This window comes from Njordella aestuarii (assembly GCF_056494165.1).
In genome coordinates, this window is sequence record NZ_CM151397.1 from 4355384 (window position 1) to 4377966 (window position 22583).

Sequence of the window (22583 nt, forward strand, 5' to 3'; positions counted from 1 at the left end):
TATCAGGCTCGGTGAACTACCTCGCGCGAAGACCTTTTTTCAATATTGCTCTATACTGTGGGGACTTCTGTCTACTTGGAAGTCTTAAAAGTGGTGCTAGATGTCTAAGTCTCAACGATTGATTAGCACTGGTATTCGCACGCTCGATGACATTATGCATGGGGGCTTCACTGCGGATCGTCTTTACCTCATCGAAGGTTATCCAGGCACCGGAAAAACGACGCTTGCGATGCAATTTTTGCTAGATGGTGCAGCAAAAGGTCAAACTGGATTGTATGTAAGTCTATCTGAGACACGGGATGAGCTCGAAGGCGTTGCTGCGTCGCATGGTTGGACGTTAGACGGGATTGAAATCCATGAACTAGTCGATCAGGAGAAATTGGTTGAGGAACAAGCTCAATACACGATGTTCAAGCCGTCAGAAATCGAACTCGGGGCAACGATAGAGCGAGTTCTGAAGAAGGTAGAAGCGACCAATCCGAAGCGGATTGTCTTTGATTCGTTGTCAGAAATGCGTTTACTTGCGCAGGGGCCGCTACGGTATCGTCGGCAGATCCTCGCACTTAAGCAGTTCTTCGTGGGACGTGGTTGTACAGCGATTATGCTTGATGATAAATCGGGAGGAGAGGCGACTTCAGATGTTAATGAGCAACAACTTCAAAGCATCGCGCACGGCGTGATTCGCTTGCAACAGTTATTGAACGAATACGGAACCGTACGACGTCATCTCCGCATAGTTAAGCATCGGGGTAGGGACTTTATAGGTGGCGTACATGACGTAGCCATCAAGCGGGGTGGGATGGTCGTCTATCCCCGCAAAGCGATTGAAGAAGATCGTTGGCAGTATGATGGAAAAGTGATCAGCAGTGGCAATGCCGAGTTGGATGCGCTCGTTGGTGGTGGACTGATGGAAGGAACCAGCACACTCTTGCTCGGACCGGCGGGAGTAGGCAAGTCATCTACTGCAACACAGTTTGCCGTCGCAGCGGCAGAACGTGGCGAACGAGCAGTCATCTTTGAGTTCGAAGAAAGTAATCAAGCATTTCTTCAGCGTAGTCGTGGGTTAGGCTTCGATATCGATGAGTACCTCAGAGACGGACGAATTGAATTGTGTCAAATCGCCGCGGGAGAGACTACGCCAGCCGAATTTTCATCGCGGGTCCGCGATGCAACTCAACCCGACTCCAAAGGGCGGAAGGTTTCTGTCGTCGCCATCGACAGTTTGAATGGATATTTAAACTCGATGCCGCATGAACAGTTTCTGCTAATTCAGCTTAACGATATTTTGCAAATGCTTGGACGACGAGGCATTGTGTCATTTCTGATTGCAGCTCAACATGGCATGCTAGGATCGGCTATGAAAACGCCGGTGGATGCCAGCTACATTGCTGACAACGTTCTCTTGTTTCGTTATTTCGAAACCTCAGGAGAGATTCGTCAAGCGATCGCCATGGTCAAGAAAAGGACTGGGAATCACGAACGAACGATACGCGAGTTTCGACTTAGTTCAACCGGCCTAAAAGTAGGAACGCCCCTGACCGACTTCCACGGCGTACTGAGCGGCACTCCCACGTATCGAGGAACCGACAACAATTTGTTAGGCCAAGGTGGAAAGCAAACATGACCGACAACGACTTTGTCGAGCATCGGGCGCACCCTACTTACGATCGCACGATTACATTACTAGCTCCTACGCCTCAAGACGCGAACTTTTGCGTTGAGATATTGCGAGACCATGAGATCTTGGTCGAAGTGGTGAATTCCGTTTACGAAGCAGCGGAACGTATAACTTCGGAGACAGGGATCTTGCTGATCGCGCAAGAGCATTTGTCTAGCGAAACGATGGAACACCTGCGACTGGCTGCAAGCACACAACCTTCATGGTCAGATATTCCGATTCTCGTCTTACTCACACAAGGTGAAGTTTCGGCATTTGCAGTTGAGAAACTCTTATCTTTGGGCAATGTCACGTTAATGGAGCGGCCTCTACGAATCGCTTTATTGGTTAGTACGCTAAAAGCCAAACTTCGCGATCGCGTCAGACAGTACGAGGTTCGAGACTTATTGTATCAAGCACAACAGGCGAGCAGATCTAAGAGCGCGTTCGTCGCGAATATTTCCCATGAAATCAGAACGCCAATGACGTCGATTTTAGGTTATGCAGATTTGATGATGAGCCTGGTCGACAACAAGGAAGCACTCGACTTTCTAGCAACAATCCGCCGAAACGGCGATTTTCTATTGGGTATCATCAACGACATTTTGGATTTATCAAAGATTGAGGCCGAAAAATTAGACATCCACTTTGAGTATTTCGAGCCGGCTGCGGTGATCGACGATGTGCGCAGCACGATGGAGATGAGAGCGAGCGAAAAAGGGCTAAGCCTTAATGTTGAGTTGACAGGTCCAGTGCCAAAAACTATTCGAAGTGACGCCAAAAGAATAAGGCAAATACTCGTAAACCTAGTAGGAAATGCAATCAAGTTCACTGCTCGCGGTGGAGTGAAGATACTGGTTGACTATACGAGTAATTCGCTTTCTCAATCACAAAAGTCTCTTGCGGATGGTCAACTTAGCATTGCGGTCGTCGATTCCGGCATCGGCATAAACAAAGAGCAGCAAAAGCGTCTATTTCAGCCATTCTCTCAAGGAGATTCGCTGATTACGCAACAGTTTGGAGGAACCGGCCTCGGGCTTGCCATAAGTCAACGACTCGCCGGCATGCTAAACGGGAGAATCACTGTTGAGAGCACGATTAATAAAGGCAGCACCTTCACCCTATGCATCGCGACGAATGGAACGGCCGAAACAATTGCTAGACCACAGGAGCAGCAGGTGACAGAAAATGGGATTGTTCCAGGTCCGCCTGTTTGCCTAGATGCTCATGTTTTGATCGTGGATGATCGACGTGATATTCGGTACCTTAGCAATCGCATTGTCACTTCCGCCGGGGGCAAAGTAACCGAGGCTGAAGATGGCCTTAGGGCGATTGAGACATTTCGGAGCGCAAGCATGCAGGGTATCGTTTTCGATGCCATTATCCTTGACCTACAAATGCCGAATATGGATGGATACGAGACCGCGACCGAACTTCGTAGGCTTGGTTACACTAATCCAATTATTGCCCTAACTGCTGATGCCATGCAAGGTGATATGGCTAAATGCATAACCGCTGGTTGCGATCACCATATGCCCAAGCCTATCAATAAGTCTGCTCTCTTGAGGCTGTTGCAAAAGCTGACAGCAAAAAATTAACCCTGTGAACAAACCATAGCATCAATGGAATTTCATAGTAGAGTTCAGAGATTGCGCTCGGATCGTGGGGACTCATCGATGAAAACGGCCTGGCTCGCTTCCACGAGCTTGAGAACGACCAGACTCAGCGCCATGCCAATGCACTTTGCGATGCACTTCATCTGCCCTACATTTACCTGACCCGGCACATCAACTCCGGTGTGATGGTTATGCCACCCAACAGCGCCGAGTACTACTTCCCACCGAAGTATCCAGTCCCCGCCAACTATTGGGCCGTCGAACAGTTGTACCTATCGCTCAACCTACAACTCCACGATGCACCGCTGAAAGAACTCGACCGTCGCTTCAACTGGTGCTGGTGCCATAAGCGATTCGAGCAAGACATTGACCAGGCATTTATCATTCATTGGGCAGGTAAACATGATCGGCTAGGAGATTTAGAAAGAGTGGTAGAAGTCTTCAGTAATTGCGGTTTAGAGTATTCCCGGAGCCACGGCCGCGCTGGACGACACCCTGCGCTGCTGTCGGAGTGACAGATCGCGCATATTTCTTCCACTTTGCGATTCGACCTCCCGTCTGGTTCCGTCAATCTGGCCGCCTGGCCGACTAGAGTAACGAATATTTAAGCAGGAGCGAAGGACCGAATACATCGGAAAAAATTACCGAGACAATAACAACTTACGAACGTCGTTCAGTTTTAGCCTCCGAAATACTTCGACTCAGGTCTAAACTCGATCGATTGCACCTTTGGGATCTTTACGATGTGAATTGGCTTTCTTTCTCTGATTTCCATGTGATCAGACGAAATAAATGTATAGTCAACAATGCACTTGTTATCCTTCAAGCGAATCGTTTGAATTCCGTCCATCGCTTCGTACTCGGCATTTCCGAGAATGGAACTAGTCGAATGAGTTACTACAATGACCGTCTCCTTTGCAAAATCTAATTCCGCCGCTGACAGTTTCGTTCGTACTCCCTCGTCGATGCATTTGGCAACGAACTGCCTCCATTCGTCGTTGTCTTGAATTGCGGCCACCGTACCGGTGTCTGGGCCTCCATCGAGTTCCTTCAGAAGAAGCTGGGAATCCACATTGATATCGGCTTTGATCGAGGTGCTCGATTTCGCTGCCTCGCGTTGGCGGATAAACTCATCGATCTCAGCGCCGGATTCTACCTTCAAAGTTAAAGGAATCTTCAATTCTTTGAGCGATATGTCTCCACCGAGCCAAACATCGACCATGACTTGATCTTGAAACATAGCGACGGAGCGTTTGCCGGAAATGCTAATCGACCATTCTGCCGGTGAAACCGCTTTCTCAGACCATGGAGACTTTGCTTCGCCAGGACCAATGTGCAACACGATCTCGATCTCCAGTCCAGCAACTTTTGAAAGATTGTCGATCGCAATATTGAGCTCATTAGTTCCTCCGCGGTAAAACAGCGTATCGGAACTATTGATCCAATACCCGTGGACCCGATTTGGCTGGTTTACAATTTCGTACGTGCCTTTCATCCAGCCTTCATTATGCGGTAGCTCGCCAGGGTTATGGTCACTGCCCATTCCAGAGCTTATGGATGGAGCGACTAAAAATATCACGAGCAGCGTGCTTACGACTAATTGTTTCATTCTCAAATTCTCTTTCGCTTTCCTAACGTTGATTAAGTTATTCGTTAACCGGTTGATCCGATTTTGGTTCGTCGTTGACGCAAAGTTGGTAGCTGAGATCGCTTACTCTAATGCTATAGCAAACGACTAAAAAGCCACAGCTCGCGAGTTGCTCATTGCGTCACCGACTTGTAGCATTCAATGCAAAGGTTAGGGTTTTAATTCTCTCGAAAGAACTCATGCTGTCGCAATCATCCAGTGTCATCTCCCCACAGGTGATATCGTCGTTTTCCGGCTGATAATGATCAGACTCACGGGTCATTCCAAAACTCGCCGACCTCGTCGACCGTCTCGCTGTTGAAGCGTAGATTGACAAAGTGGAATCCGCCCTTCCACGGCTTGCGGAATCGCTCCCAGTCATCAGTTGCAGTTGCATCTATCCACGGTTTGAACCCGCTTCCACTTAACCCAGTAACCGCTTCGTCTCTACGCATTCCCTTGGTCACCCCGGCTGATTCAAGACGTGGCGGAACGGCTGTTTTCGGAGTCGCATCGATTGTCATATGTGGCCATTTGCCATTCATGTACCAGGCGGCGGCTCCAACGACGAAACTGACGACAAGCATTAGCATTGAAAAACGTTTTGTCATTCCGAGTTTCCCCACAGCAGAGTCGATGTAGACCACAGAGGTTAAAGTTATCATCTGAAAATTGCCGGAGCTTTTCTTTTTTGTCCAACACTGGGTTAGCGATCAAAATTGCACTTTAATGGCGAGGACTTTGAACGTTTCCAGTTACAGATCTATGCTTGCAATAATTCGTCGTTGTCCTACCTACTAAGACACTCGAGGAAACAATTTATTAGCGGCAGCCACGCAAATTTAAATTCACTCCAAACCACCCAGTGAATTTAAACTGCTATGAGAGAAGCGTCCAAAATGGTCTAAGCTTCGGCAAATTCATTCGCCAGAATGCGGATGTGAAAGGTCTGGTAACCGACGTTCTTATTGGAATCCTTTTCAAAGAAGAGATTAACGAGCTGTGGCTACTAATCGAGGATTTGCAAACTCAAGGAAGTTAGAAAGCCCTCACAGCCCGAATTCAGGCCGTCTCGAAATTCCTCGGCAGGCGGACTTCCGCAAGTAAAGATCGAATTGTAGCCAACGGTTGTCTTGGCGATAGAAAATCAGGTAGCATAAATCGTTAGCACAATTGTTTTGAACAATATTTAGCGTATCCCGAAACATTTCTTTTTCAGTCATTCAGAACGATGATTTTTCGTACAAGCTTCAAACCTTTGCTCATAATATTGGCTTGCGTAACCTTGGGCAGAAGTGTGAGAGGTGAAAATCCTCAAGGTCTTGAACAGTTCTCCGATGAAACTCTAGAGAGGCTTTCCAGCGATATTGAGGAATTATCGATGCGTGGATCGTCGGGCTATGGAAATGACACGGTCACAGACGAAGGAATTTCACATCTGCTTCGACTGACGCGTCTTCGAAAGTTAGAGGCCGCAGCCCTAGGCCTTACGGATCGCAGCTTAGTGACTATCGGACAACTGAAGAACCTTGAGGAGCTTGCGCTTGATGGCAATAAGATAACCGGCAGTGGACTGCACCATTTGAAGAATCTCAAATTCCTAAAGAAACTGAATCTGAATTTCAATCCACTTGATAGTGGTTGGTCAAAGGATGTTTCGCAGCTGAATTCTCTTGAGCAACTGTATGCCCTCAACTATCAACATGCACTTGACGATGCAACATTGGTGCAGCTTACGAGCTTGACCAAGCTTAGAAGATTGGACGTTAACGATAAAGCCAATGGCGTTACTGAAGTTGGACTCAACGCTGTCGCTTCGCTAACCAAATTGATGAACCTATCGTTGAGTGAAGCGACTATTGATAGTGACACCTTGAGCAGGCTGGCAACACTGAGTGATCTGCAGACTCTCTATCTAAGGAACATTCGTGGTCTCGAACCTGGCGATTTGCAATGGATATCAGCATTAAAAAACCTGCGGGAACTAGAAGTGATTGGGATTGCAATTGATGAAACTGATCTGACTGCAATCAATCGTCTAAGTTCACTTGAGAACCTTCTAATCTGGAACGTCAGTTGGCGAGAGGAGAGCGTGACGATACGTCATCTAGATGGGCTTCCTCGCTTACGTGCGATAAGAACAAACGAAGTTTTAGCATCGAGCGCGTTATTGGATTTATCGCGTATTGAACCACTCGAATTCATTGGTGACGACCTAACAGAAATTACCGATGCCGAGTTGGCCGAGTTAGCAAACTTGAAAAAGCTGAACGCACTATATCTGGACAGCCCTCACATTACAGAGGCCTCGCTACCTTCGCTGAGGAAGTTGCAGTCGTTGCGATTCCTGAGCGTTTCGGACCGGGTTAAATTGTCCGAAGATCAACTTGTTGAGCTTGGTCGAACAACCTTAAAGAATTGCAAAATCGTGGGTCGACATGGCAACAAAGTCTTTTACGAACCATCGATCAAGTGATTGATTACGCGAGCAGTCTGGGCGGTTTCAGTCGTAAAAAAACCCTAGAGTGATTTTGGACTTACTCCTAGGCGAGATTACGGTAGCGGCTTGGCACGGAAGGGACTACTAGTCTCATCCGTCTACTAAACGCAGATTGTTGAAAAAGGATGCTACTTTCTACGCAGCGATTGTGTCCCACGAAAACCGAGTGCAATTATCTGCAAACTCGTCGAGAAAATTTCAGAACAGATCATTCACACGCCATGGTGTTAATATCCGAGGCCGTTCTCATCTGTTCGAAATTCCCTCTCGATGCTTTTTCAACCGTATGCGCCGCGTGCCGAATCTTCCTCGGCACAACTTACTGACAGAACTCAAGTCATACTGGCTCGCGAGCTTCAATCATGCCATCGAAGCACTGACCAAACGTTCGCGATCTTGCTTGTTCTCCAACTCGTGGCGGCAGTAGTAGCGGCGTGGCTATTTACACCATATTCTTGGGAAGGAACAACAGCGAAGATCCATCCGCACGTCTGGCTCGCATCAGCATCGGGAATCTTTCTTACCATTGTGCCTGTGGTTCTGGCTTGGCAATGCCCGGGAACTCGCCTAAGTCGCTACGTGATCGCGATTTCACAAGTATTGTTCTCCTCACTGCTCATTCATATCAGCGGTGGAAGAATTGAAACACATTTCCATGTGTTCGTCTCTCTAGCATTTCTGGCGTTCTATCGTGATTGGCAAGTGCTCCTGGTCGCTTCAGTAATCGTGTGCACGGATCATCTCGTACGAGGCTTCTATTTTCCTCAATCGGTCTTTGGTGCTCTTTCTGCCAACCCATGGCGAGCAGCAGAGCATGCAGGCTGGGTCGTTTCCGAGCTCATTGTATTAGCGGTCAGTTGCCAGCAGAGCGTATGGCATATGCATGGTGCCGCAAGCAGGGAGGCAGAGCTCGAGATCATGAACTCGAACTTTGAACGTCTGGTTAAATCCAAAACGACTGAGCTGGAATCGACAAATTACGAACTGCGGAAAGCGATCTGCTTAAGAGATGCGATTCTAAATGCCCAGTCATCTCAAATTGCAATTCTCGATAGTTTTGAAAACGTCATTAATTGCAACGACGCTTGGCGCGAGCTACATTCTGACAGTGTTGTGTTGACAAAGATCGAGTTTTCAAAGGCGATGGACAACCAAGAGATTCTCGAGAAGATTCGGCTAGTTCTTCATCGATCTTCTGATTCTCAAGTAATCGATTATTGTGTTACTGACCGCGATGGACCGCGATGCTTCAACATGGAAATTACTCCGTGTGATTCACCAGCTCGTCACGCGGTGATTGTGCAGCGTGAGACTACTAATCAGCTCCTTAACGCTCGTCAGCTCAAGCAAGCGAAAGAGCAGGCCGAAGCCGCCAACCGCGCCAAGAGCGACTTCCTGGCAAATATGAGCCACGAAATCCGAACTCCTATGACGGCAATCCTGGGATTTATTGAACTACTTGAGGATGACTTCGTTGACGATCCAATTCAGTCGGCTAGCGCAGTTAAAACAATTCGCTCAAATGCTGAGCATCTGCTAACAATTCTAAACGACATTTTGGACATGTCTAAAATCGAGGCGGGCCGATTATCGATCGAAGAGATTGATACTAGCGTCATCAGTATCGTTGACGCCGTCGGCAAGATGATGAAGCCACAGGCAACCGGAAAGGGAATAGACTTTGATGTCGTCTTTCTTACGCCTGTCCCCGCCGTCATCAAGTCTGACCCGACAAGGTTGCGACAGATCCTTGTAAACTTGATCGGAAATGCAATCAAATTTACAGAGGTAGGGAGCGTCACCCTGTATATCGAACTAAATGAAGTTAGAGAAGAGTTGGTTTTTCGTGTCGTTGACACGGGGATTGGAATGACTGAAGAGCAACGTGCGGTAGTAGCAAGATTTGATGCCTTTACCCAGGCCGACGGCTCCACTACCAGGAGATTTGGTGGCTCTGGACTGGGTCTACGTATTTCAAGTGTTATGGCGTCCTTGCTCAGCGGTAAACTCCAGATTGAATCTCAGAAGGGTGTGGGAAGTGTTTTCACCGCAACCATTAAAGTTGTTAAAGTCCGTGGATCAGAGTTGATTCACATTAAGGAGAGCATCTTCGAGAGAAATCAACCAGAACTCCAAACATGCCCGGTAAAATCAAAAGTTAAATCACTTGATAGCTTTCGAATTCTTCTTGCCGAAGACGGTCCTGACAACCAAAAATTGATCTCCTATCATTTGAAAAAGGCAGGTGCGTACGTGCAGATTGCTGCGAACGGAGAGATAGCCATCGCGATGTTAAACCAAGATGATAATGAATTCGATATCATACTCATGGACATGCAGATGCCGGAGCTTGATGGCTACGATGCTACAAGACATATCCGACGGATGGGAAATGACATACCAATTATTGCGTTAACCGCACAAGCAATGGACGGCGAACGAAAGAAATGCATCGACATCGGTTGCAACGATTTCGCTTCCAAGCCGATCGTACCTGAAAGTTTGATTGCCTTGATCAAGCGAAATGTCCGAGCAGTATTGGCGCCAAGTTAGTCGGCAACGATGCCTCACATAGTCAAGCAAATACTCCCATACGCGTTTTCGCGTAAGTCCACAGCGTCGAGCTTATGCGTTACTTTGCAAACACAAATGCCCGAGTTGCTGTAATCGCAGCCATCTGGTTTATGGTAATCCTTTCAGGATTTTATTTTGCGGCAAGATGGAGTACAGCGGCCGGTCAAAAGGGTGCAATCCCAAGGGAGTGGCCAGCTGACAGCTTGTTATTGCGAACGGACGGCGAGAAGAAACTTGTTGTTTTTATTCATCCAAAATGCTCATGCAGCATTGCTAGCGCACATCTCCTCGAGCGCATCTGTGAACAATCACCGCTTGATACCACCATCGATGTCGTGTTCGTCTGCCCTCCCGACACTAACTCATCGTTTGCGAAGGGACGAGTCTTCAAAATGTTCCAAAGGATTGTTGGGGTTAACTGCGTGGTCGACGTCGATGGAATTGAAGCGGATAGATTTGGAGCAAAGACCTCAGGCCATTTTCAGTACTTCAATGAAGAAGGAAAGTTGTGCTTTGATGGTGGAGTAACAATCAGCCGTGGTCACCAGGGCGAGAATTCGGCCTACGAGGCCTTGAAACGGACAATGTTCGAACGAATGACAGAAGAATTAAGTTGGCCGGTCTTCGGTTGCGGGCTGAAGGCTGGAAGCAGCACTCGATCGGACAAATAGGTGAATAGGTCGAATATCAAGAACTGGTTTCATCAGAGTCTGCTGTTAGCTGTGGCAGCCAGGTCAATTGCACAACGAAGCGGTCATGGCCAATTATTTGCAAGGAGTATGGGAATGGCAAGTCTCTGAGTTTGACTAGCATTTCATTTTTCTTCGTACACGGATGTTTGCGTGTATGGCCGCTAGCTTCGTTCGCAAACTTAACAATCACTTTGAAATAATTTGCGATCCACGAGTCCCTCGCGAGACCAATCATGAACTGATCGAAACCATTTTCGTCACGCTTTGCGCTGTTATTTGCGATGCCAACAGTTGGACTGATTTGGAACGCTTCGCTACTTCCAAACGCCTTTGGCTCCGCAAGTACGTGCGATTAGACAATGGTATCCCATCGCACGACACACTAGGACGTGTTTTCGCGCGTTTGGATTCCCTGCAATTCTTTGCTTGCTTACAGGCATGGGTTACTGACTTGGGATGCTCATTGCGTGGCGAATCGGTCGCGATCGACGGAAAGACATTGCGAGGTTCCTTTGATGCTGCAGCGAACAAATCGGCGTTGCATACTGTGACGGCCTTTGCAGGAGGCTTGCGGTTGTGCTTAGGATGCGTTGCGGTCGATGACAAAAGCAACGAGATTCCTGCTGTCCAAACTCTCATCGACATGTTGGACCTGAAAGGAGCAGTGGTGACTGCTGATGCCATGCATTGCCAGCGTGAAACCGTCGAGCTCATACATAACAAGGAAGCGGAATATCTCTTAACCGTCAAAGGCAACCAAGCGAAGCCCACAATTCTGCAAGTGACTATGCTCACTGCTTTCGGCAGAAGCTGAACGATATGTACGTACCGCATGCCGGTAGAAGCCATGACGAGCTTTATTTTGCATTCCTCTCGATGTTGCCAACGCGTTCGCAATTGGTATGCTGTTGCTAGGTTGCTTGCTTGGATCGATATCCGATTTGTCAGGTAGCCGGTAGGCTGGTCGGGGATGCCGACCGGCTGTGAGTGCTTGATCGTGCATGTGGGAGTTTAACCATTTTGAGTAATTCGCCTGAGAAGGCCATCGCCGTTAATGGCGTGATCATCCAGTTCTTTCACTGGTATATTCCCGCCGACGGCGGCTTGTGGGAGGAATTGGAACGCGAGATCGAATCTCTCGCTGAACTCGGTGTTACGGCCGTGTGGCTTCCGCCGACATACAAGGGAGATCAAGGGTCGACGGACGTCGGCTACGCCGTCTATGACTTGTTCGATCTCGGAGAGTTTCATCAGAAAGGTTCAGTGCGAACCAAGTACGGGACGAAGCAGCAATTGCTGTCTGCCGTTCGTCGGTGCCAACAACTAGGTGTGCAAGTCTATGCCGACGTCGTGTTCAATCATCGGATCGGTGGCGATGAAGAGGAGATGTTTCGAGCAACTCCGGTCAGCAACGATAACCGGCACGAAGTCATCGGCGATTCTCGCGATGTGCGCTCGTTCACAAAGTTTACTTTCCCCGGTCGTGGTCAAAAGTACTCTCCGATGGTCTGGACCAAGGACCACTTCACTGCAGTGGATATCGACTTGAACGACCCTGAATACAAGGCGGTATTCTTGATCGAAGGGAAAAAGTTCGATGAAGCTGTGGACATGGAAAAGGGTTGCTTCGACTATCTAATGGGATGCGACGTTGACGTCAAACATCCCGAGGTTCAAGACGAGTTGAAACGCTGGGGAACTTGGTATCTCAACGAAATTGGACTAGACGGCGTTCGCTTTGACGCGGTGAAACACATCGAAGCAGGTTTCTTTCCACAGTGGCTCAACCATGTTCGCGAGCAGGCCGGACGCGATGTGTTTGCGGTCGGAGAATATTGGTCATACAACCTCGACGCACTGAAGCACTTTCTACATCTGACCGGCGGGATGGTGACGTTGTTCGATGCCCCACTGCACGCGACGTTCTCGCGGATCAGCAAGTCATCACCGGACTTTGACATGCGACAGGTGTTCGATGGCAGTCTAGTCAGCCAAGCACCGGAGCTTGCCGTGACGATCGTGTCGAATCATGACACGCAACCGCTGCAGGCTCTCGAATCGGTCGTCGAAGCTTGGTTCAAGCCGCTGGCGTACGCACTCATTCTGTTGCGGCGTGACGGCTATCCGTGTTTGTTTTACGCGGATTACTATGGAGCCAAGTACACCGACAAAGGACGCGATGGCAACGAGTACGACATCGAGATGGCGAGTCATCGGTTCCTAATCGACAAATTTTTAGTCGCTCGGAAGGAGTTTGCTTACGGCGACCAGTACGACTACTTCGACGATCCGAACATGATCGGCTGGACACGCTCGACGGGCGAAGGCGGACGCGGGCTGGCGGTGGTGATGAGCAACGCGGGCGGCGGTATCAAGCGGATGCAGTTGCAGATGCCCAACACGACGTTTCGCGATTTGACCGAGCATCACCTCGAGGAGATCACGACTGACGACGACGGCTGGGCAGATTTTCCATGTTGTGATCGGTCGGTTTCAGTGTGGGTGCCGGTGTAAGGAGTTGAACGGCGAAGTTTGACTCCGGCGAGATTAAAGACAAGCTGCGAATTTCGGTCGATTTGCAGCAACACCGCCGCTGGCTCGAAGATGATCTTGACCTCGGTTTTGAAGCCATCTATCTGCACGATGTTGGCGAAGATATGGCGAAATTCCTTGATCAGTATCAAAAGCATGTCTTGCCAATCCGCTCGTTGGCTCAGTCCGAATGAAGCGTAATCGTGCTCGACGTAACTGTCGCTTCACGCAATTGCGTCGCGAGCTCGGCATCGTCCGAAAAGGACAACTGTTTTACCGTTCGAGATTCCACATTAAAACCGACGAGCCGATCTGAAAACGGCCATGGCGTAATTCTTAACGCATCCTCATCGTCTTGTCGCAACTCAAATCGCCGGCTAGTCGAGTCTGTAATAATCTCTACGCATCGGCCCATCGCCGGAGCGTCGTTGCCGCACAAGATCAAAGAACAGCGGTCGCACCACCGCATCCAGTCATAGGAGCGTTGCAACGTCGCTGGCGAAATATCTAACTCGTGGATCATTCGGTCGCGCCATTCGGCTTCGTAGTCCAGCAGACGACGCATCGCTTTGGAAACGTCTTCGTTACTATACAAAAAGTTGGTGTGATACGAAACGAGACAGCCTATCCAACGATGCTTCTTCGTCGCTTCCCAAATTTGGTTTCGTGCGTCTTCGACACGATCATCCGAATGCATCGACATGAGCGTGAAGTCTTTTGGTGCTCCCGCTTTTGTCAAATACCATTGCTTTCCTGCCAAGAACGGCTGCTTGCCATCGTCGTGCATGCCAATGGCAATTTTTGTCAAATCCCAGAACGGCAAATCGTCGACGATGCGTAGGTGCGACGCGATCTCTTGAGCTAACAAGCCGTGTGCGGCGTGGAAGACAATCCGCCACCCCTCATCGACACTTCGAACAATCATTTGCGAGGCTTCCTTAAAACGCTCGCACGTTAGGTTCACGATCCCAGATGCGATGCTTTTTTGCTAACTCGATCAACGTCGTGATCTTGCCACCCCTGACATCAACGATACCTTCGTCAGCGTCCGTCGCCACGCTGGCTTTCTCGAACAGCTTGGCCGCCGACTCGGTGTATCCGATGACTTTCAAGTGAGCAAAGGCATCACGGATGAAATCAACCGCAGCAGACTGAGTCGCCAACATGCCCGCGTCTTCCGGCGACGGTGCGACTACGACGCAGTCGAACAAACAGGATGGGGCACCTGAGAGGAAATGGTCTGGCGCGATCTCTTCGCCTTTGCTTGTCTTGATCGGCCCGATCGTCGGTGTGACAATTTCCAAGACGGCTTTCTCGGATTTTACCTGTTTCTTGAGGGCTGCGAGCAGCTTTGCGTCAACGCCGTCGGTGGTTAGTAAGCCGATCTTCTTACCGGCGAAGCTCTCGGGCGTATTTGCGTACTGAGAGAGCGCTGTGGAAGGCTCGGAATCACGGACGGCAATCATCGGCTTAATAATGTCGGCTTGTCCTACCATGCCGAGCGCCAAAGCAACTTGTTTGGACAGATCACCGTCGATGTTGTTCAAATGACCAAGCATCCGAGTGCGAATCTTTGCTCCGTTACATTTGCCAAGCTCGAACGCAAATCCGCCGACGATGTGACGCTTTTCCGGTTCGGTCATCGAGCGAAAGAACATTCTCGCTTGTGTGTAGTGATCTGCAAAACTCTCGGGGCGAATACGCAGCTTTTGACCCGATTCTTCGGCGGGATAAGTTTGGAAACCACTGGTCGGATCTTCGCGAAGCACGCCGTCGTCAAGACTGTTCGGTTCGTTGGCGACCTGGCCCTTAGGCACTTGCATTTGCATGTGCCCGTCACGTTGGAAGTTCGCGAACGGACACTTTGGTTGATTGACCGGAATCTGATGGAAGTTCGGACTGCCCAGACGCGATAGCTGCGTATCCAAGTACGAGAACAGACGACCTTGCAGCAGAGGATCGTTCGAAAAGTCGATTCCTGGTACGACATGCGAAGGACAGAACGCAACTTGCTCTGTTTCGGCAAAGAAGTTGTCGACATTGCGGTCGAGCACCATCTTGCCGAGCGGTGTTAGCGGCACCAGTTCCTCGGGCACCAGCTTCGTCGGATCGAGTACGTCAAAGTCGAAACTTTCAGCTTCTTTATCGGTGAAGGTTTGGACGCTTAATTCCCATTCAGGATAACTCTTTTTTGCGATCGAATTAAACAGATCGCGGCGGTGAAAGTCGGGGTCCGCGCCGCCGATCTTGACCGCTTCATCCCAGATCAGTGAAAACGTGCCGAGCATCGGTCGCCAGTGGAGCTTCACGAACTTCGAATCGCCTTTGGAATTGATCATCCGGAACGTATGCACACCAAACCCCTCCATCATGCGGAACGATCTTGGGATTGCCCGGTCGGACATGATCCACATCAGCATGTGCATCGTCTCGGGGTTGAGTGAAACGTAATCCCAAAAGGTATCGTGAGCCGATTGAGCTTGCGGGAAACCGCGATCAGGTTCCGGCTTCACCGCATGTATCAGATCGGGAAACTTGATTGCATCCTGAATAAAGAATACCGGGATGTTGTTGCCGACCAAATCGTAGTTGCCTTGATCGGTGTAGAACTTCACGGAGAACCCGCGGACATCGCGAGCAGTGTCGTGAGAACCGGCGCTACCTGCAACCGTCGAGAACCGGCAGAAGACAGGTATCTTGACCGATGGATCTTGCAAGAACGAAGCTTTAGTTAGCTTCGCGTGCGATTCGTAACACTGAAAATATCCGTGCGCGGCATAACCACGGGCGTGAACAACCCGCTCTGGGATCCGCTCATGGTCAAAGTGCGTCATCTTCTCACGAAAGATGAAGTCTTCAAGCAACTGGGGTCCGCGAGGTCCGACCGTGAGCGTATTTTGGTTGTCCGCTACAGGCACGCCTTGATTAGTCGTCAATCGGGCATCGTCTGAATTCGTTTGATGTAGTTCGCCACCGTTACCGATGTGCGAACCGAGTTGTGAAGATTCGATTTTACCTTTAGCCAATGGAGTGATCCCTGTTGAAGATTTATCTGAACGGTGAAGTCGACGGGCATTCGAGCGAAAAGCAGACGAACTACCGCCGTCTACGGTTTGCGGAGCAGTCGCGAGTCATGTCGATAACTCGCACGCGAACGCGTCATGATGCGTAGAACTCATCCAATGCTGGACGAGCATCCGAGACGTCAATTCGCAAGCCTGCAATCCGTAGGAGTAGGGTCGGATGCCGGTTGTGTGAGGAAATGCGATATCGTAGATACGCCCGTTCGGCTCGCCGTCGATACCGATCACTCGAAAGTGAGTGTCGATGTCGATTCCACCAGTCTCGTATGCGGGCGAATGGTCTTGGGTTAGTCGCTTGAGGTCTTCGCCGGACAGGTCATTCACCGATTCCACATCCGCAAAGCTGGCTCGTGCTGCGCGAACCACTCCACGTTTGACCAGTGATGGAAACGGGAATTGATCGAGGTGCAATGATCCTTGGCCCGTGCAATCGACGAACATCGTGTAACAGATTTTCGTTGTGTTCTCTTCACTCTTCACTTCGACAATCGCTTTCCCGTCTTCAAACGCTGCAACATTCGCGTGACCGACAACCAGTTCCAGCCGTCCTGCGTCTCGGAGCGCGAGCAGCATTTTAGCGGACTGCAGCGGCAGAGCGGCGATCACGTTTAACAGGAACGGCATCACAACCGACCGAAATCGAATGTGATCTTCGGCGGGCATCCAGTGGGCGTGGTAATTCAGCGTAAACATCAGATCGTCGAAGATCTCTTTCCAATGAATCGGCTTGTCCTGGTCGATTGATTCTTCAGCCGCCGGAAACTCCAGTCGCATTCCTTCAAACGCATCCTCGTAATCGTGTTCGTCGGTCATTTGGTCGGCGAAGGCTTCGATACCAAAGTCAGACTGATCGAGAAGGGTTGCGATATCCTTACGGTTGTCGTTGTTAAACGCTTGACGAAGTGCCGGTCGACACACTTCCTCGAAGTATCGGTCCAACCTTAGAAAGCCCTGCGAGTCGCGAAGCCGCTGGAGTCTATCGGCATTCACATGGCGGTACAGTTCGCGAAACGGTTCTCGCTGTTCGTATTGAAGGTGTGGCAACCATCCATTGACCGAATGCATCGCAATCCGGAAGTCCTCACAACCAGCGGCGGCAACGAACGTTAAATCGTCTTCGCCCTCGAAACGTCCGTGGCGATGGGCGAGCGAAGAGAGCACGTCAAAGGCGGACAATGACGCGCCGAGAGTTCCGATTGTGAAGTTAAATCGCTCTCCATCTTGTGGCAATAGTTTTTGAATCGGCCAAGGCGAGGCGAAGTATCCAGATTCGGTTTGGTCCTTCTGATCGAAGCGGTGCCCGCTGGCGATGACCACTGCATCAAACTCGTGCGTTTGTTCGGAATTAGTTAGCAACGTAACGGTTTGTCGTACTGCATCGTCAACTACGTCAGCGATCTCGGTGCCAGCATGTTCGCGCATCGTGATCCCAGCCTCGCGAAGTTTCTTTACTTGCGATTGAAACTGATCGGCAAAGTAGTGCCCCATTGCCAATCGGCAGTAAGTCTCTGCGTGGCTGACGTCGCCGGATGTGATGCCGTAATCGCGTAACGTGGCAGCATCCAACTGGCGCAGCCACTCGGCGAACGAAATGTCCAGCGGCAATAGCTCCTCGGAGCTGATATTGCATAGGTTGTAGATATCGGTCGTCGTCGGGGTGTAGGGCATTCCCCGGCCAACGTGCCGGTCTCTCTCGAAGATATCAATTGATTCAATCAAGTGAGCAAACGGTGCAGCTGCGTCGGCGAGGTGCTTCAAAAGATACAGTGCGGATGGACCACTGCCGATAATGGCCAGACGACGTAAGTTTGTCATGGAAGACTAAGGACTCCCGAGTGAGACGGTGTGTGGTTCAGAACGATCAACCCTTTAGGCTATCAGCCAAAAGCATGTCTCATACCAAAGTTCGCTTGGAATAGAGTTTGCTTACGCGAATGGTATGAAGCTTCAGCAAATCATCATTTCACCCGGCCATGACTATTGGGTTCGCCGCGGCGAGCTGGCGTTGCAGCACGGAACGAGATGCCCAGATGAGGTCGTTTGCGACGCCGGTCGCGGCATCGTGGGCGATCGCTATTATCACGGCAAACCGGACCGCAAAGGCCAAGTGACATTCTTGGATGCCGCGGTTGTCGACGCGGCCCGCGCGCAGTTTAATCTGCCGGATTTGGACGCATCGCTGTTTCGCCGAAACTTGATCGTCACCGGGGCGGACTTGTCAAGCCTTCTGGGACAGCGGTTTGAACTTCAGGGCGTCGAATTTGAGGGCAGCCAGGAATGTCGCCCGTGCGACTGGATGGACCGGATGATCGCTCCCGGCGTCCGTCAGTTTTTGGCGATTGACTTCCGTGGCGGACTGAGGGCCAAGGTCTTGACTGGCGGTCCGCTGTCGATTCACCGTCGCTGACAACTTTGGCGCCCTACCTTCGCTGGGCTTCTCGATGACACGACTAACCGTGAAGGAATATTTCGACAGTCCAAAGTCTGGATGGCGTGGGCAACCAACTGTATGTTGATAGAGGTGTAGTAGACGTACACCAGTGCTTGTTGAACGCCTGCATGCGGACTACCGAGGCGAACGATAGTCGTAGGCATGACGAATGTAAGCGCGATCAGCATCGTAGTCGCCGTCGTATTCGTCCCGTAATCGCGTGTCGACGTCGTTGCTCCACGTCGGATGATCGCTGCCGTAGCGATGTTGAGCCGTGTAGCCGAATCGGAACGCTTGTTCGCGGTTCTCAAACGCGTCGTCGCTGCCAGCCATTTGTTTCAACGTATCGTCAACGTCTTGATCCATGTCGCGAGCCGAATCGGAACCGAAGTCGGCTTTGGTCTGTTCCCAATCATTGGCGAACGCATTCTTTATGCGTTCCCAGGTGCTCAAATCATCGTCGTTGTAGCTGTAAGGTTTCGTTGTCATTTCAAATGTCTCGTAATTGAGGGGTGAATGCCTTCGTCGAGGGCGGTTCGTCGAACGGCGAGCCGAAGGCTCGGAGCTTGCACGCGGTCGCCTGCGGCTTGCCTTGCACTTAGTCACGAGCAAACCCTGGACCATACTGCCAAGGACGCTGGGTAATCTCTTGGGTCGATACCACGACTGGTCTTCTCTTGCACCCTTTGCCCCGCTTGGATGCGTCGGCTTTGTTGAGCCTACCTTCGAAAGGTTCGCCAGCTTATTCGCGCCGCGTTTGCGAGTAGTTCGCTTGGGCACCCGCCAACTCTTCATCGCCGGACACCCAGTTGTCGGGGTCATTTTCAGCGCTGCTCAACCTTGTCGATTGATTCTTGGGATCCACCACCTCGGATCTCCTAATTTTAATTCGTTTGAAGTTGGCCAATTCGACGGACGACGAGCGCAACTGATGTTCCATCATTCGCTGGCCAAGCTCGCGTCTTGCTTCACCGGCGGGGGTGTTTCGAGTTGCGACGTGCAATTCGGGCAGCGGCTGGCTCGGTATGGGATCGTCGTTCGGCAGAAGTCGCATTCTTTTTCGGTTGGCTCACCTGCCGGAGGCTTGTCGCGAACGCTTGCTCAAGCTGTTCGTCTAAGCGGTTGACCAATCGGGTTATCATGAACATCGCTACGGCGACGATGAACAACGCTAAGCAGGTATTCAAAAATCGACCGTAGTTGATCGCCACCGCACCGGCAGCCTGGTGGGCGTCGGCTAGCGTTTGAAAACCGCCGCTGGGCTCTTGCACGTCATCAGGTAGGTCCAGCACCTACAACAGATCGCTGAAGTCGGCATGTCGGTGACTAGCCCGATCGGCGGATTGATGATGTTGTTGACTACCGACTTCACGACGGCCGTAACTGCCGCACCGATCGCGAGATCGACGATGTTGTAGTAGAGAGTGAACTTCTTGAATTCGTCAACGATCTTCATCGTTCAGTTTGGTTCCTGCGAATAGATCAGAACCGTGTAGGGCGGAAGTTCGATACGGCCCCGGTGGGATTGGCCGTCGTAGGATTCTGCGATTGCTTGGATGTCTCCGCTGGCCGCACCGCCGAAGTCATCGCTCCATTGCTTGCGGTCGCTGCTGAAGCGTCGGACCCAGGTGCCCCCGGCGGGTAGGCCGAACTCGTATTGCTCGCGGTGCTGGTTGGCGAAATTGCAGATCACTACACAATCGTCGCCAGCTCCGCCTTCGAACCAGCGTCGGAACGCGACGACCTTGCCCTCATTATTGACGTGGTGGACATCGAGGTGCTGACCGGTAAAGCCTCTCGTAAAGCCATCGCGGTTCAAACGCAAGCGAATGAGTTTCGCGGTCAATTTGACGATGCCGGAATGCTCTTCGGCTTTCTCCCAGTCCAGTTCATCGGTGTCCTTGAACCAACCGTCTTCCAGGAACGATTGGCCTTGGAACAACATCGGAATGCCCGGCACGGTCAGCACTAACGCCAACCCGAGTGTCGACCTTTTTTTGGCGTACCAGTTGTCAGGGTTTTCGGTATCGACTTCGCTGGGGATACGTGACTTTCCGTTGGCTACCTCATCGTGGGACTCAGTATAGACGACTCGTTGGAACGCATCGTTGTTGTAGTGGTGATATAGAGCATCGCGGACCTTGTTCATGTCGCGATGTGCGTCATCGCCTTGCGTGATCACGTCGCGAATCGGGTGGACAAAGTTCGCGTCCCACTGCGCCGAAAAACCCGCACCGCCTTCGAGGTGTGATTTAGTCAGATACGGATTGTTTTGCAGGTCTTCGGCGATCGTGATGGCCGACGGTTTGAACGCATGAATCTCGCGGTTTATCCACTGCGTCAGTCCCCAGCCTTCAGGAATCTCCTGCTGTCCCGACGCGTCGATGCTGCGAATGTACAACGTCATGTCGTAACGCAGACCGTCGACATGATAGTCTTCGAGCCACATCATCGCGTTGTCGCGAATGTACGACCGTACTTCGCCGCGACCGTAGTCCGGTCGTGTGTCGCCCCACGGTGTGTTGCTACGATGGTCGTTGTAGAAGTAAATGCCCCCTTTGCCGTTTTCGCTCCATCCATCGAACTGCCACAGGTCCAGATCGCTTGGGCCGAAGTGGTTGTAAACAACGTCCAAGATCACGGCGAAGCCAGCCGTATGGGCTTCGCGGACGAAAGTCTTGAAGCCGATCGGTCCGCCGTAGGCGGTCTCGACGGCGAAAGGATGAGCCGGGTTGTAGCCCCATGATAAGTCGCCGGCGAACTCGGCAATTGGCATGATTTGCAACGCGTTGACGCCGAGCTGTCGCAAGTGATCGAACTTGCGTGTAAAGTCCTCAAACGTGCCGACGCATTCTTTGTCGCTACGAAAGAATGTGCCAATGTGTGTTTCGTAGACAACTAATTCGTTCCACGCAGGCATTTGGAAATTGTCGCCTCGCCAATCGAAGTTCGGGTCATGCACGATCCCGTTGCCGACGCTGTTAGTGACTTCACGGACGCGAGGGTCGATCCGGCGAAATGTTTTCTCGCCACTGGAGATTTCATACTTATATTGGTCGCCCGGTTTGGCATTCTCGATGACCGCCACCCAAGTACCGCCATCTTCACGCCGCATCGGGTTGGCGTTAGCCTTCCAATCGTTGAACTCTCCTACGACACTGATACGGTCCGCATGCGGCGCCCAGACGCGAAAGGCGACGCCGGTGTCCAGAATGATGGGCCCCATGCCTTCAACGTGGGGGTGACTTTGGTTAAGGATTTGGGCCATCGTTGATTCGAGGATAATTTTGAAATAAAGAGGAACGCAGATGACGAGGGTAAGAGTAAGGATGGCTTTCGCTGGTCTAAAACGAGAGTCAGTGGAGTTAATACAACTCCGGTGCTAGGAAAATGCCGTGAAGGTCAGGCAGACCGATCGAACTCTAGCTAATCCGCCAAATGCTCGAACCCAGTTCTTGGCATTCATACATTCAAATCAACGTTTGCACGCTTCCAAGGCGAAACATAATTTGGCAAGAGAAGCAATTTCTATCGATTTGCGAAATTGGAGTGCCATCCACATTTGCTCGTAGTGTCGAAGCCTACGCCTCTATCACCAAATGCCTGTCGATAACCGACGGGCGATTCCAGTTGCCGAAAGCGCGTTTGCTGTTGCGTAAGCTGGTCAAACCACCGGACCGCGTCGGCCCATCACAAGTCCGATAACAAACAGCACGAGGAAAACGAAAAATAAAACCTTTGCAATCGTCGCGGCAGTCCCGGCGACTACGCCAAAACCAAGCACCCCAGCGATTAATGCAATTACCAGAAACGTCAAAGCCCAACTCAACATAAAAATTCTTTCAAGGTTAAACCAAGTTTTTCCGCAGCA

At 50.8% G+C, this 22583-nt stretch carries 20 protein-coding genes; 9 read left to right on the forward strand and 11 right to left on the reverse strand.

Annotation, left to right across the window (positions count from 1 at the left end):
* The first annotated feature begins 100 nt into the window (after positions 1 to 100).
* From SH451x_RS17255 to SH451x_RS17265, 3 genes are all read left to right on the forward strand, one after another.
* Positions 101 to 1624, forward strand: coding sequence for an ATPase domain-containing protein (locus tag SH451x_RS17255; RefSeq protein ID WP_479358229.1), 1524 nt, complete (start codon positions 101 to 103; stop codon positions 1622 to 1624).
* A complete protein-coding gene (locus SH451x_RS17260) occupies positions 1621 to 3255 on the forward strand; it encodes an ATP-binding protein (protein WP_479358231.1) in 1635 nt (544 codons plus the stop codon). Before SH451x_RS17255 ends, SH451x_RS17260 begins: the two co-directional genes overlap by 4 nt.
* Before the next feature lie 209 nt (positions 3256 to 3464).
* A complete protein-coding gene (locus SH451x_RS17265) occupies positions 3465 to 3788 on the forward strand; it encodes a hypothetical protein (protein WP_479358232.1) in 324 nt (107 codons plus the stop codon).
* A gap of 164 nt (positions 3789 to 3952) precedes the next feature.
* On the opposite strand, the gene SH451x_RS17270 is transcribed toward SH451x_RS17265, so the two are convergent.
* Together SH451x_RS17270 and SH451x_RS17275 are read right to left on the reverse strand one after the other, a co-directional pair.
* Complete coding sequence (locus tag SH451x_RS17270) at positions 3953 to 4882, reverse strand: hypothetical protein (protein WP_479358233.1); 930 nt, start codon at positions 4880 to 4882, stop codon at positions 3953 to 3955.
* Between the two features lie 290 nt (positions 4883 to 5172).
* Positions 5173 to 5511: a hypothetical protein gene (locus SH451x_RS17275; protein ID WP_479358235.1), complete on the reverse strand. Its 339-nt coding sequence runs from the start codon at positions 5509 to 5511 to the stop codon at positions 5173 to 5175.
* Positions 5512 to 6197: 686 nt separating this feature from the next.
* Here SH451x_RS17275 and SH451x_RS17280 point away from each other — a divergent pair.
* The 5 genes from SH451x_RS17280 to SH451x_RS17300 all read left to right on the forward strand — a co-directional run bounded on the left by SH451x_RS17280 (position 6198) and on the right by SH451x_RS17300 (position 13180).
* Positions 6198 to 7376, forward strand: coding sequence for a leucine-rich repeat domain-containing protein (locus SH451x_RS17280; protein ID WP_479358236.1), 1179 nt, complete (start codon positions 6198 to 6200; stop codon positions 7374 to 7376).
* Positions 7377 to 7670: 294 nt separating this feature from the next.
* Positions 7671 to 9953: a response regulator gene (locus tag SH451x_RS17285; protein ID WP_479358237.1), complete on the forward strand. Its 2283-nt coding sequence runs from the start codon at positions 7671 to 7673 to the stop codon at positions 9951 to 9953.
* 74 nt (positions 9954 to 10027) lie between these two features.
* On the forward strand, positions 10028 to 10645 hold the full coding sequence (locus tag SH451x_RS17290; protein ID WP_479358238.1) for a hypothetical protein: 618 nt from the start codon (positions 10028 to 10030) through the stop codon (positions 10643 to 10645).
* Between the two features lie 175 nt (positions 10646 to 10820).
* Complete coding sequence (locus SH451x_RS17295; RefSeq protein WP_479358239.1) at positions 10821 to 11480, forward strand: ISAs1 family transposase; 660 nt, start codon at positions 10821 to 10823, stop codon at positions 11478 to 11480.
* Between the two features lie 206 nt (positions 11481 to 11686).
* Positions 11687 to 13180 (forward strand): alpha-amylase, encoded by a 1494-nt coding sequence (locus SH451x_RS17300; protein WP_479358240.1) that lies wholly within the window; start codon positions 11687 to 11689, stop codon positions 13178 to 13180.
* 199 nt (positions 13181 to 13379) lie between these two features.
* Here the strand turns inward: SH451x_RS17300 and SH451x_RS17305 are convergent, their stop codons facing one another.
* The 3 genes from SH451x_RS17305 to SH451x_RS17315 all read right to left on the reverse strand — a co-directional run bounded on the left by SH451x_RS17305 (position 13380) and on the right by SH451x_RS17315 (position 18096).
* Complete coding sequence (locus tag SH451x_RS17305) at positions 13380 to 14123, reverse strand: DUF3891 family protein (RefSeq protein ID WP_479358241.1); 744 nt, start codon at positions 14121 to 14123, stop codon at positions 13380 to 13382.
* Positions 14124 to 14136: 13 nt separating this feature from the next.
* Positions 14137 to 16224 carry a catalase gene (locus tag SH451x_RS17310; protein ID WP_479358242.1) on the reverse strand — a complete coding sequence of 696 codons (2088 nt, stop codon included), beginning with the start codon at positions 16222 to 16224 and terminating at the stop codon, positions 14137 to 14139.
* A gap of 105 nt (positions 16225 to 16329) precedes the next feature.
* Complete coding sequence (locus SH451x_RS17315; protein WP_479358243.1) at positions 16330 to 18096, reverse strand: FAD/NAD(P)-binding protein; 1767 nt, start codon at positions 18094 to 18096, stop codon at positions 16330 to 16332.
* Positions 18097 to 18220: 124 nt separating this feature from the next.
* Between SH451x_RS17315 and SH451x_RS17320 the strand changes: the two genes are divergently transcribed.
* Positions 18221 to 18688 carry an MOSC domain-containing protein gene (locus SH451x_RS17320; RefSeq protein WP_479358244.1) on the forward strand — a complete coding sequence of 156 codons (468 nt, stop codon included), beginning with the start codon at positions 18221 to 18223 and terminating at the stop codon, positions 18686 to 18688.
* A gap of 159 nt (positions 18689 to 18847) precedes the next feature.
* Here the strand turns inward: SH451x_RS17320 and SH451x_RS17325 are convergent, their stop codons facing one another.
* The 6 genes from SH451x_RS17325 to SH451x_RS17350 all read right to left on the reverse strand — a co-directional run bounded on the left by SH451x_RS17325 (position 18848) and on the right by SH451x_RS17350 (position 22544).
* Entirely contained in the window at positions 18848 to 19201 is a 354-nt protein-coding gene (locus tag SH451x_RS17325; protein ID WP_479358245.1) for a hypothetical protein, read from the reverse strand.
* A gap of 253 nt (positions 19202 to 19454) precedes the next feature.
* On the reverse strand, positions 19455 to 19766 hold the full coding sequence (locus SH451x_RS17330; RefSeq protein WP_479362940.1) for a hypothetical protein: 312 nt from the start codon (positions 19764 to 19766) through the stop codon (positions 19455 to 19457).
* A complete protein-coding gene (locus tag SH451x_RS17335) occupies positions 19681 to 20004 on the reverse strand; it encodes an MscL family protein (RefSeq protein ID WP_479358246.1) in 324 nt (107 codons plus the stop codon). The genes SH451x_RS17330 and SH451x_RS17335 overlap by 86 nt, the downstream gene beginning before the upstream one ends.
* On the reverse strand, positions 19950 to 20168 hold the full coding sequence (locus SH451x_RS17340; protein ID WP_479358247.1) for an MscL family protein: 219 nt from the start codon (positions 20166 to 20168) through the stop codon (positions 19950 to 19952). The genes SH451x_RS17335 and SH451x_RS17340 overlap by 55 nt, the downstream gene beginning before the upstream one ends.
* Before the next feature lie 3 nt (positions 20169 to 20171).
* Positions 20172 to 21980, reverse strand: a complete 1809-nt coding sequence (locus tag SH451x_RS17345) for an alpha-amylase family glycosyl hydrolase (protein ID WP_479358248.1) — start codon at positions 21978 to 21980, stop codon at positions 20172 to 20174.
* A gap of 396 nt (positions 21981 to 22376) precedes the next feature.
* Positions 22377 to 22544 (reverse strand): DUF1328 domain-containing protein, encoded by a 168-nt coding sequence (locus SH451x_RS17350; protein WP_479358249.1) that lies wholly within the window; start codon positions 22542 to 22544, stop codon positions 22377 to 22379.
* Between the last annotated feature and the right edge of the window lie 39 nt (positions 22545 to 22583).